Source organism: Brooklawnia cerclae (assembly GCF_011758645.1).
GTDB classification, from domain to species: Bacteria; Actinomycetota; Actinomycetes; order Propionibacteriales; family Propionibacteriaceae; genus Brooklawnia; species Brooklawnia cerclae.
The window spans coordinates 1168712-1182274 of record NZ_JAAMOZ010000001.1; the positions used below are offsets into that span (position 1 = coordinate 1168712).

Genomic DNA, 13563 nt, shown 5'->3' on the forward strand with positions numbered 1-13563 from the left:
ACAGGCTCAGGGGCCTTCGACAGGCTGGGGGAGTGTTACTTGAGCTTGGGTTCGACGTCGCGCTTGTAGATGGTCTCGAGGGTGTCCTTCAGCGCCTGCATGGTGGTGGCCACGTCTGCGCCCTCGTTCATGAGTTGAGCGCACGACTTGGCCATCTCCTGGTCGGCGCCGGGCAGGAACACACGGCCGTAGTCCTGGCTCTTGGTGACCTTGAGCTGGTTGATCGCGACCTCGATCTGGGGCGTCGAGCTGAGCACGTCGGACATGTCCGCGGTCGTGCGCACGGGCATGTAGCCGGTCGCCTTGGAGAACAGAGCGGCGTTGTCGGCATTGGTGGCGAAGCTCACGAACTTGGCCGCGGCGAGCTGGCGCTCCGGCGAGGTCTTCTTCGCGATGACCAGGCCGGCACCACCGGTGGGGCAGACCCCTGTGGTGGCCTTGGGGCCACCGGGCAGGAAGCCGACCCCGAGCTCGATCCCGTTCTCCTTGGCGGAGCTGAGGGCGCCGACGAGATCGCCGGTGGAGCTGACCGTGGCGCTGACCGCACCGGCCACGAGGTCGGCGATCGCGTTCTTGGACGAGACGCCCGCCGCGCCGTCCTTGGCGATGGAGTCCTGAACCTGCTGCATCGCGGCGATCGCGGCGTCGTCGGCGCACGTGATGGTCCAGCCGTCCGACCAGCCGGTGCCGCGTCCCCACAGGAGGTTCTGGAACGTCCACCCGGCGTAGCCGTCGAGGGCCGGGTACTGGTACGGCTGGAGGTAACCGCTGGTCGACGCGTTGGCCGACTTCAGCGGGGCGACCCATTCCTCGAAGAACTCCTCCCAGGTCTCGGGCGCACGATCCGGCAGGCCCGCAGCCGCGAGGTGCGCCTTGTTGTAGTAGAAGAGCGGGGTCGACCGGGCGAACGGCACGGCCCAGTGATCGTCCCCGTAGAGGTAGTCGTCGAACAGGGTGGTGTGGTACTCGCTGGTGTCGTTCCCGGCCGCGGAGAGCAGATCGGGGGTCAGCGGGATGACCTGGTCGTTGATCGCGAAGCGGAACCACCACACGTCCGAGGCGACGACGATGTCGGAGATCTCCGTGCCGGCCTGCTGCGTCTGGAACTTGGCGGCGACCTCCTCGTAGTTCGCGCCGCCGGTGATGAGCTCGACCTTGATACCGGTCTCGGCCTCGAAGGCCTCGATGATCTGCTTCTCGGCCTCCTCGGACTTGCCGGGGTGGCTGGACAGCCACGAGATGGAGTCGGCGGGGGTGACCGAGGTCCAGTCGGTGGCGGCCGACGACGAGCTGGAGCCCGAGCCGGTGGACGGGCCGGCGCAACTGGCGAGCGCGGCGGTGGCGAGGCTCGCCCCACCGAGCGCGAGGAAGCTGCGTCGATTCATGAATGCGGGCATGGTTGTATGCACTCTCTCTTTCTGGATGAAGGTTTCCTCGCGCTCAGCCGGTGACTGAGCCCTGTGTGAGCCCTGCGACGACGTATCGCTGCAGGAACGTGAAGACGATGAGGATGGGCAGGATCACGATCACCGACCCGGCCATGAGGACGCCCCAGTTCTGGGAGCCGGAATCGGTGTTGGTGAGCAGGGTCAGGCCGACCGGAAGGGTCATCATGGAGGGCTTGTCGGTGATGATCAGGGGCCACAGGTAGTCGTTCCACTCGTTGACGATCGTGACGAGGGCGACGGTTGCGATGCTGGGTGTCGAGATCGGCACGGCCATCCGCCACAGGCGTTGCCAGTGGCCGGCGCCGTCGATCTCGGCCGCCTCGAACATCGACTTCGGCAGGGTGCTGAAGTGCTGGCGCAGCAGGAAGGTGCCGAACGCCGTGCCCAGCCCCGGCACGATGATCCCCCAGTAGGTGTTCAGGCCGCCCAGGGACGCGATGAGTGCGTAGTTGGGCAGCACCGCGACCTGCGGCGGCACCATGAGCGCCACCAGGATGAGGATGAAGATCACGTTCTTGAAGGGAAACCGGATGAAGACCAGGGCATAGGCCGTCAGGATCGACAGCAGCGTCTTGATGGTGGCGCCCACCACCGTGACGAGTACCGAGTTCGCGAAGAACCTGGCGAAGGGCACCGAACGGGCCGCCTCCGCGTAGTTCTCCCACGACGGGTCGCGGGGCCACACGCTCAGCGTGGTGGTGATGATCTCGGACGGTGATTTGAAGGACGACAGCACCATCCACAGCAGCGGCAGGCTGACGATGAGCATCGCCAGCAGCAGGGGAAGGTATCCGCCGAGGATGCGAGTGGCCAGCCGATGACCCCGATGGCCGCTCTGGGCGCGGTGCTCGGGCTCGCGGTGATCCGGCCGTGCCGGACGCCGGGATGTCTCCGCCGGGCTGTTGCCGCGGCGGGCGATGGTGGAGGTCGGTGACGCGCTCATGCGTAGTGCACCTTTCGTTCCACGAAGCGGATCTGGACGATCGTCGCCAGCAGCAGGAAGACGAACAGGACGACAGAGATCGCCGCCGAGTAGCCGGCCCGGTTGTAGGTGCTGAACGCCTGTAGGTAGGCCTCGTAGATCAGGGTCCCGACGCCGCGTCCGCTCGGGACCATGATCCGGAGGATGTCGAACGCCTGGAGGGAGCTCAGCAGCGTCGTGATGAGCAGGAAGAAGGACGACGGCGACAACAGCGGGAGGGTGATCGACCAGAAGCGGCGCATCGGGCCCGCCCCGTCGACGGCCGCGGCCTCCATGAGGTCCTTCGGCACGGCCTGCATGCCCGCGAGGTACACCACGGCGCAGTAGCCGAGGTTCTTCCAGACGTAGACGATGATGACCATCAGCAACGCCAGGTCGGGATTGTTGATCCATTGAGGGCTGGCCAGGCCGATCGCTCGCAGGAGGGCAGCGAGCGCCCCGTACACGGGGTCGAAGATGAACAGCCACACCAGGCCGACGCCCACGCCCGAGAGCACGTAGGGGGCGAAGACCGCGGCGCGGGCAACCGGTGCGCCGCGGACCTTGAGGTTCAACGCGACGGCCACGAGGAGCCCGAGGAGCATGGAGCCCCCCACGGTGGCGAGGGTGAAGACCGCGGTCGTCCGGAGCACCACCGGGGCGTCGCCGGAGGTGAAGAACTCGGCGTAGTTCCTGAACCCGACCCGTGTGGCTTCCTCCGCGCCGAGCGTCCAGTCGAGGGTGGAGTAGTTGAGGTTGGCCAGCAGCGGCCTGTACGTGAAGATCGCGATCAAGAGGATGTTCGGCGCGGCGAAGGCGAGGAACAACAAGGCCTCCCGCCGCTTTCGCGCCGTCCAGTAACCCTGTGCTGCGACCGGTGGTGTATTGCTCATTCGGCCTTTCCCTGTGACCAACTCGTGTGAACCCGAACAGATGCAACCACCGTCCTGGCAGGGTGCGCCATTGGTTTGGGGGATTGTTGTACGAGGGTTCACGACTCCGTCACCATCGTGTCGACAAGGGTTTTCCTTCTAGCCCGCCGGTGCCCGACGGCCGGGTCTGCGGCGACGACCGGCCGGGGACGAGCCGTCGGGTGGTCGGGCTTCCTACAATCGATGAGGAGTCATCGGTGGAAGGGGGAGCATGAGAGTCTTGTCGGCCATGTCGGGTGGCGTCGACTCGTCGGTCGCGACGGCCAGGTTGATCGCGGCGGGTCACGAGGTGACGGGCGTCCACCTGGCGCTGTCGCGCACCCCGCTCGCCCAGCGTGCGGGCTCACGGGGCTGTTGTTCGCTCGCCGACGTCCACGATGCGCGCCGGGTGGCGGACCGGCTGGGCATCGACTTCTACGTCTGGGATTTCTCCGAGCGTTTCGCCACTGACGTGATCGACGACTTCCTGGACGAGTACGCGTCCGGGCGTACTCCCAACCCCTGCCTGCGCTGCAACGAGCGCATCAAGTTCGCCGCCCTGCTCGAGCGCGGCTTGGCTCTGGGCTTCGACGCGGTGGCGACGGGCCACTACGCCCGGCTGGTGCGCGGTGCCGACGGTGTGGAGCTGTGGAGGGCTGCCGATGCTGCCAAGGATCAGTCGTATGTGCTGGGAGTCCTCGACCAGCAGCAACTGGCGCACAGCCTGTTCCCCCTGGGCGACTCGGTGAAGGCCGACGTGCGCGCGGAGGCCGCTGCACTGGGTCTGGCCGTGGCCGACAAGCCCGACTCCACGGACATCTGCTTCATCCCCGACGGCGACACCGCGGGCTTCCTCACCGAGAAGCTGGGGACGCGGCCAGGGCGGATCGTCGACGAGAACGGCACCGACCTCGGCGTCCACCAGGGGACCTTCCGGTACACGATCGGCCAGCGCAGGGGGCTGAACCTGGGGATCCCGGCGGTCGACGGACGTCCCCGCTATGTCGTCGACCTCGATCCCGACTCGGGGAAGGTCGTCGTCGGCGGGGCGGAGGCACTCGAGGTGGGCCGCCTGCGCGGCATCCGTCCCACATGGACCGGCGGGCGTCCCGACGGGGTCTGGCGCGGTCTGGTGCAGGTACGAGCACACGGCCGGGCCATGCCCGCCAGCATCGAGGCCGTCGCCGACGGGGTCTCGATCGAGCTGGACGAGCCCTGCCGTGGCGTCGCACCCGGTCAGTACGTGATCTGCTACGAGGCGGACCGAGTGGTGGGGAGCGCCGTCATCTCCGCCACCGATCGCGCGCTGAACGCTGGGGCCCGCGCGTGAGGGTCACGGGTCTGGGGTCGATGCCCGGTGATGACATGCGCGAGACGGTGCGCGTCGTGCGCGACCTGTTGCCCGACATCTTCGCCTGGCCCGAGCTGCCGGGGCGCGGCCCTGCGTCCGGCATGATCGGGCGGACGCTCGGCCTGCTCGGCCAGCCGTGCGTCCTCGACGCCGACGGGTGGCGCCTCGCGAGTGCCGTCAGTGCTCCCCAGGTCCGGTCCGAACGATGGTGGCACAGCGACCTGGACGACATCGAGGAGCTGACCCTCGACGCCTCAGCGCCGGTCAAGGTGGCTTTCGCGGGGCCGTGGACGCTGGCCGCCTCCGTGAGGCTGGCCCATCCGACCATGGACCACGTGATCGCCGACGAGGGCGCGTGCCGTGACGTGGCGCAGGCCCTCGCCGAGGGCGTCGCGGACCGGGTCGCGACGATCTCGTCCCGGCTCGGCCGTCCTGTGCTCGTCCAACTGGACGAGCCTGCCGCCCCGGCCGTGCTGGGCGGCACCCTGCCGACGTTCTCGGGGCTCCACCGGTACCGAACTCCGGGGCGGGACGAGGTGGAGGGGGCCTGGCGCCTGGTGGTCGAGGCCGTGGGCGGAATGCCCGCGGTGGAGGGCGTCTGGATGCACTGTTGCGCCCCCGGTCTCGATCTCGGGGCCATCGAGCGGACCGGGTTCACCGGAGCGGCCCTCGACGCCCGCCACCTGACCGATCGCAGCCTGGACGACGTGGGCGGCTGGCTGGAGTCGGGGCGCACGCTCGCGCTCGGCGTCGCGCGCACCGACCAGGTGATCGTCCCGCCGGTGGACGGACTGGTCGATGCCGCTGCGGGCCTGCTGCGCCCGCTCGGGCTCGATCCTGATCTGTTGGACGCGGGAGTCGTCCTCACACCCGCGTGCGGCCTGGGCACCTGGCCGGCGGACGCGGCCCGCGCGGTGCTGGAACGGCTGGGGTCGGCCGCACCACTGGTCGCCGAGCGACTGCACCGGTGAGGGCCGGGGCGCGTCTACAGTTGGGTGTCATGCGGCAGCTCTTCAGCAACCTGAACCTCAACGGCGACACGCCGGTCCGCGTCCAGCCGCGGCTCGGGGAGTGGGGCCCGAGGCGCGTGCCCAGCACCACCCAGAAGAAGCGGGCGCGCCTGTGGGTCGCCGGTGCGTTCTGCGGCGCCGTGACAGCGCTCTTCCTGCTGGGGAACTTCTTCTACAAGCTGCTGATGGGTATCTCCTGAGGCGGCCGCGGCTCAGAACCAGTGATCGAAGACGCCCGCCAGCGCGAGTGAGATGACCAGTGAGCGGGCGATCAGGCCGAGCGACATGCTCGCGGCGAACACCGGGAACCGGATGCGTGTCGTGGCGGCGAGCAGGGTGGTGGCGTAGTTCGGGGGCAGGCTGACCGACCCCGACATGAACAGTCCCAGCGGTCCCCAGCGGGGATGCTCGACCACTGCGTCCAACCGCCGGACCAGCGCGCGCCAGCGGGCTCGCAGCGTCCCGGGCTCAGGGGTGGGCCGCGCGATCCCCGCGGACGATCGCAGCCACGGCAGCCTGCGTCCCTGGCGCACGGCCAGGAAGAGGATCATCTTGCCCGCTCCCTGGCCGACCCCGAGGCCCAGGCCGAGGGACCATGGGTCGATGAGGCCGGTGGCGAGGCTCGCCACGATGAACGCCTCGCTGTTGAGCACCGGGATGACCGAACCGAGTGTCGCGTAGGCGAGGGCGACGAGCAGTTGCCACCAGAACCCGTCGGTCACGAGACCAAGTGTGTCAGACGCCCCTATCACGTCCGGTGCCGCGGCGGGGCGGCCTCAGTGGGCGAGACGGACGAGCCTGTGCAGGCGGTGGAGCTCGGAATCGAGGAACTGCGGGCCACCCTGGCGTCCCACGAGGACGATCAGGCCCGTGCCGGTGGGCGCGAGCGCGACTGAGACGTCCCCCCATCCCTGAAGCCAGTCGGGCATGTCGAGGGCGTGGGCCTCGTCGAGCGGCGCGAGGGCGGCGATCTGCCCCTCGGTGAGATCGGGGGCGTCCTCGGTGCGGGCGAGGACGCGGCGTTCCTCCAGGCCGACCACCAGGGCCCAGCGCGAGTGGAACAGGCGCGGCGCGTGCTCGACGAGCAGTTCCAGGGCGCGGGCCCGGTGAAGGTCCATCTCCTGGGCGATCTCGAGGTCGCTCTCGATGGCCCACTGGTCGGGGTGCCGCGACAACCACAGCACGCGGGTGCCCTCGATCTCGGTGCACGCCGAGACCAGCGTGTCGGGCAGCGAGCCCCTCGGCAGGTCGACCATGAAGTCGTCGACGGCGTGGCCGTCACCGCGTTCCACGATCTCGATCGTGTAGATGTCGGCCCCTACCGCGCCGATGGCCGATGCCACTTGTCCGAGTGCTCCCGGACGGTCGGGCAGTTCCACGCGCAACATGAGCATGGTCGAATAGTGACAGCACGTGCTTCCCGGTGCATAACGTTGCGGTTACGGTCAGGTTGCAATGCGCTGTCGGGGGCAGATCGGGACTCTCACGATGCTCGGTGCGGCGGTGATGCTGAGCGCTCGGCCTCGCGGGGACGATGAGTTTTCCGGCGGGCCGTATGTGGCACACCGGAATCTCCGGCACCCGTGAGGATCGCACGCGGGTCGCCCCACCGCAGCGCGACAGCCGGGCGGGGTGCGTCGTGCGCGGATCGGCGCCTACCGGCGCACGGTCTAGGATGGGCTGTTGTCATGGCGTGAACCATGGCCGGCATCGTGATTCATTACCCAGGAGTTTCGCAGTGGCTCTTACTGCCCAGGACGTGGCGCGGCTGGCCGACCTCGCCCGGATCGAGCTGTCCGACGACGAGCTCGTCCGGCTGGCACCCCAGTTGGACGTCATCCTCGACGCGGTCGCGAGTGTCGGCCGGGTGGCCGACCTCGACGTGCCGCCCACCTCGCACGCCATCGAGTTGAGCAACGTCTTCCGCGACGACGAGGTGCGCCCGAGCTGGCCGGCCACCGCCGTGCTGGCCGGCGCACCCGCGGTGGAGGACGAGCGCTTCCGGGTGCCTCGCGTACTGGACGAGGAGGCCTCGTGACCGACGACACGCTGAGCGCGCCGGCCAGTGAGCTCGCGCGTCGGATCGCGGCGGGGGAGCAGAGCGCCGAGGAGATCACACGCATGCACCTCGACCGCATCTCGGCGGTTGACGGGCTCGTCCATGCCTTCCTCGCGGTGGACGCCGATCGGGCGCTCGGCCAGGCGCGCGCCGTGGACGCGAAGGTCGTCGCCGGGGAGCGCGTCGGCCCGTTGGCCGGCGTCCCGGTCGCGGTGAAAGACCTCTTCTGCTACCAGTGCCTTCCCACCACGGCGGGTTCACGCATCCTGGAGGGGTGGAAGCCCCCCTACGATGCGACCGTCGTCGAGCGGCTGGTGGCCTCGGGTCTGGTCGTCCTCGGCAAGACGAACCTGGACGAGTTCGCGATGGGTTCGTCCACCGAGACCTCGGCGTTCGGGCCGACCCACAACCCGTGGGACCTCGACCGGATCCCCGGTGGCTCGGGTGGTGGCTCGGCCGCGGCCCTCGCGGCCTTCGAGACGCCGCTGGCCATCGGCACCGACACGGGCGGTTCGATCCGCCAGCCGGCCGCCGTGACCGGCACCGTGGGCACGAAGCCCACCTATGGCAGCGTCTCGCGCTACGGCGTCATCGCGATGGCTTCCTCGCTCGACGTGCCGGGGCCGTGCGCTCGCACCGTGCTGGACGCGGCCCTGCTGCATCGCACGATGGGCGGTCACGATCCGCGCGACTCGACGTCGATCCCGGCGCCGTTGCCCGACGTGGTGGCCGCGGCCCGGAAGGCCGATGTCACGGGCCTGCGGATCGGTGTGGTCACCGAGCTCGGGGGCGAGGGATATGCGTCGGGAGTCGAGCGGCGTTTCACCGAGACCGTCGACCTGTTGGCGTCGCTGGGTGCCGAGATCGTCGAGGTGAGCTGTCCGCACTTCGACGACGCGCTGGCCGCGTACTACCTGATCATGCCTGCCGAGGTGTCCAGCAACCTGGCTCGCTACGACGGCATGCGTTACGGTCTGCGCGTCGGTGACGACGGGACGGCCAGCACCGAACAGGTCATGCGCGCCTCGCGTGCCGCGGGCTTCGGGGACGAGGCCAAGCGCCGGATCATCATCGGCACCTACGCGTTGTCGGCGGGCTACTACGACGCCTACTACGGATCGGCCCAGAAGGTGCGGACGCTGATCGCTCGTGACTTCCGGGCGGCCTTCGCCCAGTGCGACGTGCTCGTCTCGCCGTCCAGCCCCACCACGGCGTTCCGCCTGGGCGAGCGTACGGCCGACCCGCTGGCGATGTACAAGTCCGACCTGTGCACGATCCCCGCCAACCTGGCCGGCATCGCGGCGGCGTCGTTCCCGAACGGGGTCGCCGACGAGGACGGCCTGCCGACCGGCTTCCAGGTCATGGCTCCCGCGCTGGCCGACGATCGCTGCTATCTGGTGGGCGCGGCACTGGAGCGCGCGCTCGCCGACCGGTGGGGCGGGCCGCTGTTGGATCGTGTTCCCGACCTGGCGGCGATGGAGGTGTCCCGATGAGCGTGTTCGCAGCCGACGAGCTGATGGACTACGACGAGGTGCTGGAGCGCTTCGACGTCGTCATGGGCCTGGAGGTGCACGTCGAGCTGAACACCGCGTCCAAGATGTGGTGCGGTTGCGCCACCACCTACGGCGGGGCGCCCAACACCCACACCTGCCCCGTCTGCCTGGGCCTGCCCGGTTCGCTGCCGGTCGTCAACGGCAAGGCCGTGGAGTCGGCGATCCGCATCGGGCTGGCGCTCGACTGCGGGATCGCGGAGTGGTGCAGGTTCGCGCGCAAGAACTACTTCTATCCCGACATGCCCAAGGACTATCAGGTCAGCCAGTACGACGAGCCGCTGTGCTTCGACGGGGGCGTCGACATCGAGTTCGACGGGGAGTCGTACCGGATCCCGATCGAGCGCGTGCACATGGAGGAGGACGCGGGCAAGCTCGTCCACGTGGGTGGCGCGGGCCGCATCCAGGGCGCGGACTACTCGCTGGTCGACTACAACCGGGCGGGCGTCCCGTTGATGGAGATCGTCACCCGGCCGATCTTCGGCACGGGGACCAGGGGGCCCGAGGTGGCGCGCGAGTACATGGCGTTCCTGCGCGATCTCATGCGGGCGCTCGGGGTGTCGGAGGCACGCATGGAACGCGGGAACATGCGATGCGACGCCAACGTGTCGCTCATGCCCAAGGGCGCCACGGAGCTGGGCATCCGCACCGAGACGAAGAACGTGAACTCCCTGAGATCGGTCGAGGCCGCTCTGCGCTACGAGATCTGCCGTCAGGGCGCGGTGCTGTCGTCGGGCGCCAGGGTGCGTCAGGAGACGCGGATGTGGCACGAGGAGGGTTTCACCACCGCCGGCCGGTCCAAGGAGACCGCGGAGGACTACCGTTACTTCCCGGAGCCCGACCTCGTGCCGGTCGCGCCGAGCCGCGAGTGGGTCGAGGAACTGCGCGCCACGCTTCCCGAGCCACCGGCCGCGCGCCGCGCCCGGCTGCAGGCGGAGTGGGGGTTCACCGATCTCGAGATGCGTGACGTGCTCGGAAACGAGGGCGCGCTCGATCTCGTCGAGCAGACGGTCGCCGCGGGCGCCGGCCCCGCTGCCGCGCGCAAGTGGTGGCTGACCGAGCTCGCCAGGCACGCGAACGAGGCCGGCATCGCGCTGGACGAGGTGCCCATGACCCCGGCCCAGGTGACTGCGCTGCAGGCACTCGTGGACGACGGCACGCTCACCGACAAGCTCGCGCGCGTGGTGATCGAGGGTGTGCTCGCCGGTGAGGGCGACCCGGCCGAGGTGGTCGCGGCTCGCGGGCTGGCGGTCGTCTCCGACGAGGGGGCGCTGTCGAAGGCCGTGGACGAGGCGATCGCGGCTCATCCCGATGTCGCGCAGAAGATCCGCGACGGCAAGGTGCAGGCCGCCGGCGCCCTGATCGGTGCCGTCATGAAGGCCATGAGGGGGAAGGCCGACGCGGCCCGGGTGCGAGAGCTCGTCCTCGAGAAGCTGGCCTGACCAGGAGTGCCGCAGATGTTTCCGGGCCTGAGGGCGGCGTCCGCGAACCGATCGCCGTCGGAGGGGTCCTTGATCATGCAGGAGAATTGACCATGCCTTTGGCCCAGCCGCTGCCCGCCGACATCGCCGGGCGGCTCAAGCGCACAGCCGACGGGCTCGTCCCGGCCGTGGTGCAGGACGCCACCAGCGGGCGCGTCCTCATGATGGCCTGGATGTCGGACGAGTCGCTCGCCGTCACCCTCGCGACGCGCCAGGCCACCTACTGGTCGCGCAGCCGGCAGGAGTTGTGGCGCAAGGGCGCCACCAGCGGGCACACCCAGCACGTCCGCGAGGTCAGCATCGACTGCGACGGCGACACGCTGCTGCTGCGTGTCGACCAGATCGGCCCGGCGTGCCACACGGGCACGACGAGTTGCTTCGATGCCGGCGGGGTGCTGCTGGCTGATGAACCATCTGCCCCTGACGAGGGGGAGCGGTGATCGATTCTCTCCGGATCAGCCCGACCCTGGACGAGTTCCGCGAGCAGGCCGCGCACCGGCGGGTGATCAGCGTCCACGCACGGCTGATCGCCGACGATCTGACACCGGTCGGCTGCTACCAGGCGTTGTGCGGCGATCGCCCCGGCACCTTCCTCTTCGAGTCTGCCGAGCAGGGCACGTGGTCGCGCTGGTCGTTCATCGGCGTGAACGCCGGGGCCACCCTGATCGGCAGGAAGGGCGAGGCGCACTGGACAGGTCGCCCGATCACCGGCCTGCCCGTCTCCGGCAGCCCGCTCCAGATGCTCGACGCCACGCTCGGTGCCCTCCACACTCCGCGCGACCCCGAGCTGCCTCCCCTGACCTCGGGCATGGTCGGTTATCTCGGATACGACCTGGTACGGGAGATGGAGGCCATCCCCGACACCGTGGACGACGACCTGGGCGTCCCCGACATGGTGATGATGCTGGCCTCCGACATGGCGGTCCTCGACCATCATCGCGGCGAGGTCTGGCTGGTTGCCAACGCCATCAACTTCGACGCCTCGCCCGAGCGCGTCGACCAGGCCTGGAACGACGCCTGTGACCGCGTGCGGACGATGGCTGAGCGGCTGGCCGAGCCTCGTCCGAGCCTTCTGGCCGTGCGGGCGTCCCGGACCGAGCCCGAAGTCAGGCGGCAGCGCACCCCCGAACAGTTCCACGCCATGGTCGAGGCCGCTCGCGAACGGATCTTCGCCGGTGACATCTTCCAGGTGGTACCCAGCCAGCGCTTCGAGGTCGACACCGATGCCGACCCGTTCGCGATCTACCGGGAGCTGCGGGTCACCAACCCGAGCCCCTACCTCTATCTGCTGCGGCTCGAGGACGACGGTGAGCGGTTCGCGCTCGTGGGGTCGAGCCCGGAGGCGCTGGTGACGGTCAAGGACGGGCTGGCCACCACCCGGCCGATCGCGGGCACCCGCCCCAGGGGGGCGAACCCGGCCGACGACCTGGCACTCGAGCACGAGCTGCTGGCCGACGAGAAGGAGCGCGCCGAGCACGTGATGCTCGTCGACCTGGGCCGCAACGACCTGGGCCGTGTGTGCGATCCGGGTACGGTCGAGGTGACCGAGTTCATGTCGGTGCACCGCTACAGCCATGTGATGCACCTGGAGGCGAGTGTCACCGGGCGCGTCCAGTCCGGGCGCAGCGCCCTCGACGTGACCATGGCCTGCTTCCCGGCGGGCACGCTGTCGGGGGCCCCCAAGGTCAGCGCCATGACGATCATCGACGGCCTGGAGTCCACTCGGCGTGGTCCCTACGGCGGGGTCGTCGGCTATCTCGACTTCGCGGGCGACTCGGACGCGGCCATCGCGATCCGCACCGCGCTGGTCAAGGACGGGGTGGCCTACGTCCAGGCCGGTGCCGGGATCGTGGCCGACTCGGTCCCCGAGCGTGAGGACGCCGAGTGCCGCAACAAGGCGGCGGCCGTGCTGGGGGCTGTCGCCCGGGCGAACGGCACCGTCGAGTTGTCACCTCGACCCGGTAGCCTCGACGGCAGGCGAGAGGGGGAAAGGTGAGCGTCCTGGACGACATCATCGTCGGTGTGCGCGCGGACATGGCCGTGCGCGAGGCGGCGATCGGGCTGGACGAGCTGGTCGACCGCGCGTTCGCTGCGCCGGAGCCCCGTGATCCCTTGCCCGGGTTTCGTGCACCCGGCCTGTCGGTGATAGCCGAGGTCAAGCGTTCCAGCCCGTCGAAGGGTGCGCTGGCCGACATCCCCGATCCGGAGGAGCTCGCCTTGGCCTATGCGGCCGGTGGCGCCGCTGCGATCTCGGTGCTGACCGAGCGCCGCCGTTTCGGGGGGAGCCTCGATGATCTCGTGCGCATCCGCTCCCGGGTCGATCGGCCGATCCTGCGCAAGGATTTCACCGTCGAGCCGTACCAGATCTACGAGGCTCGGGCCCACGGCGCCGACCTCGTCCTGCTCATCGTCGCGGCCCTCGACGACGCCACGCTGGAGCGGCTGTACACGCTGTCGCTGGAACTGGGCCTGACCCCGCTCGTCGAGGTGCACACGCCGGACGAGGCACGGCGAGCCGCCGGGCTGGGTGCCGCACTGATCGGCATCAACAACCGCAACCTCAAGACACTGACCGTCGACCTCGGCATGTTCGAGCGGATCGTCCCGCTGGTGCCCGCAGGCGCGGTGAAGGTGGCCGAGTCCGGGATCCTCACCGCGGGTGACGCCGCACGCGTCCGCTCCGCCGGCGCCGACGTGATCCTCGTCGGTGAGGCACTCGTGACCCATGACAACCCCCGAGTGGCGATCGCCGAGTTGATCGCCGCCGCCGACGCTGGAACCAGGTGATGCCG

General features: G+C 69.6%; 14 protein-coding genes. 9 read left to right on the top strand and 5 right to left on the bottom strand.

All coding sequences use genetic code 11. From position 1 onward, the window contains the following. Positions 1 to 35: 35 nt before the first annotated feature. From FB473_RS05610 to FB473_RS05620, 3 genes are read right to left on the bottom strand one after another with little or no spacing between them, the layout of a single operon-like run. Positions 36 to 1385: an extracellular solute-binding protein gene (locus FB473_RS05610; protein WP_243863483.1), complete on the bottom strand. Its 1350-nt coding sequence runs from the start codon at positions 1383 to 1385 to the stop codon at positions 36 to 38. 55 nt (positions 1386 to 1440) lie between these two features. After that, positions 1441 to 2391: a carbohydrate ABC transporter permease gene (locus FB473_RS05615; RefSeq protein WP_167165460.1), complete on the bottom strand. Its 951-nt coding sequence runs from the start codon at positions 2389 to 2391 to the stop codon at positions 1441 to 1443. Then, a complete protein-coding gene (locus FB473_RS05620) occupies positions 2388 to 3302 on the bottom strand; it encodes a carbohydrate ABC transporter permease (RefSeq protein ID WP_167165461.1) in 915 nt (304 codons plus the stop codon). Before FB473_RS05620 ends, FB473_RS05615 begins: the two co-directional genes overlap by 4 nt. 250 nt (positions 3303 to 3552) lie before the next feature. Here FB473_RS05620 and mnmA point away from each other — a divergent pair, with 250 nt between their 5' ends. Genes mnmA through FB473_RS05635 form a run of 3 tightly spaced genes read left to right on the top strand, consistent with a single transcriptional unit; the run spans position 3553 to position 5881 of the window. Further along, positions 3553 to 4650 (top strand): tRNA 2-thiouridine(34) synthase MnmA, encoded by a 1098-nt coding sequence (gene mnmA / locus FB473_RS05625; protein WP_167165462.1) that lies wholly within the window; start codon positions 3553 to 3555, stop codon positions 4648 to 4650. Positions 4651 to 4670: 20 nt separating this feature from the next. Continuing rightward, entirely contained in the window at positions 4671 to 5642 is a 972-nt protein-coding gene (locus FB473_RS05630; protein WP_208390451.1) for a uroporphyrinogen decarboxylase/cobalamine-independent methonine synthase family protein, read from the top strand. Positions 5643 to 5671: 29 nt separating this feature from the next. After that, on the top strand, positions 5672 to 5881 hold the full coding sequence (locus tag FB473_RS05635; RefSeq protein ID WP_167165466.1) for a hypothetical protein: 210 nt from the start codon (positions 5672 to 5674) through the stop codon (positions 5879 to 5881). A 12-nt stretch (positions 5882 to 5893) separates the two neighbouring features. Here the strand turns inward: FB473_RS05635 and FB473_RS05640 are convergent, their stop codons facing one another. After that, on the bottom strand, positions 5894 to 6403 hold the full coding sequence (locus FB473_RS05640; RefSeq protein WP_167165468.1) for a hypothetical protein: 510 nt from the start codon (positions 6401 to 6403) through the stop codon (positions 5894 to 5896). Between the two features lie 54 nt (positions 6404 to 6457). Next, positions 6458 to 7075: an ACT domain-containing protein gene (locus tag FB473_RS05645; RefSeq protein ID WP_167165470.1), complete on the bottom strand. Its 618-nt coding sequence runs from the start codon at positions 7073 to 7075 to the stop codon at positions 6458 to 6460. Positions 7076 to 7419: 344 nt separating this feature from the next. On the opposite strand from FB473_RS05645, the gene gatC reads away from it, so the two are divergent. The 6 genes from gatC to trpC all read left to right on the top strand — a co-directional run bounded on the left by gatC (position 7420) and on the right by trpC (position 13558). Then, positions 7420 to 7719 (top strand): Asp-tRNA(Asn)/Glu-tRNA(Gln) amidotransferase subunit GatC, encoded by a 300-nt coding sequence (gene gatC, locus FB473_RS05650; protein WP_341770042.1) that lies wholly within the window; start codon positions 7420 to 7422, stop codon positions 7717 to 7719. Next, on the top strand, positions 7716 to 9233 hold the full coding sequence (gene gatA / locus FB473_RS05655) for an Asp-tRNA(Asn)/Glu-tRNA(Gln) amidotransferase subunit GatA (protein ID WP_167165472.1): 1518 nt from the start codon (positions 7716 to 7718) through the stop codon (positions 9231 to 9233). Before gatC ends, gatA begins: the two co-directional genes overlap by 4 nt. Then, complete coding sequence (gatB, locus tag FB473_RS05660) at positions 9230 to 10732, top strand: Asp-tRNA(Asn)/Glu-tRNA(Gln) amidotransferase subunit GatB (RefSeq protein ID WP_167165474.1); 1503 nt, start codon at positions 9230 to 9232, stop codon at positions 10730 to 10732. Before gatA ends, gatB begins: the two co-directional genes overlap by 4 nt. Positions 10733 to 10824: 92 nt before the next feature. Further along, the gene (hisI, locus tag FB473_RS05665; protein WP_167165476.1) at positions 10825 to 11211 is read left to right on the top strand and encodes a phosphoribosyl-AMP cyclohydrolase; all 387 of its coding nucleotides are present in this window, start codon (positions 10825 to 10827) and stop codon (positions 11209 to 11211) included. Further along, positions 11208 to 12767 carry an anthranilate synthase component I gene (locus FB473_RS05670; protein ID WP_167165478.1) on the top strand — a complete coding sequence of 520 codons (1560 nt, stop codon included), beginning with the start codon at positions 11208 to 11210 and terminating at the stop codon, positions 12765 to 12767. The genes hisI and FB473_RS05670 overlap by 4 nt, the downstream gene beginning before the upstream one ends. Continuing rightward, the gene (gene trpC, locus FB473_RS05675; RefSeq protein ID WP_167165480.1) at positions 12764 to 13558 is read left to right on the top strand and encodes an indole-3-glycerol phosphate synthase TrpC; all 795 of its coding nucleotides are present in this window, start codon (positions 12764 to 12766) and stop codon (positions 13556 to 13558) included. Before FB473_RS05670 ends, trpC begins: the two co-directional genes overlap by 4 nt. Positions 13559 to 13563: the final 5 nt, after the last annotated feature.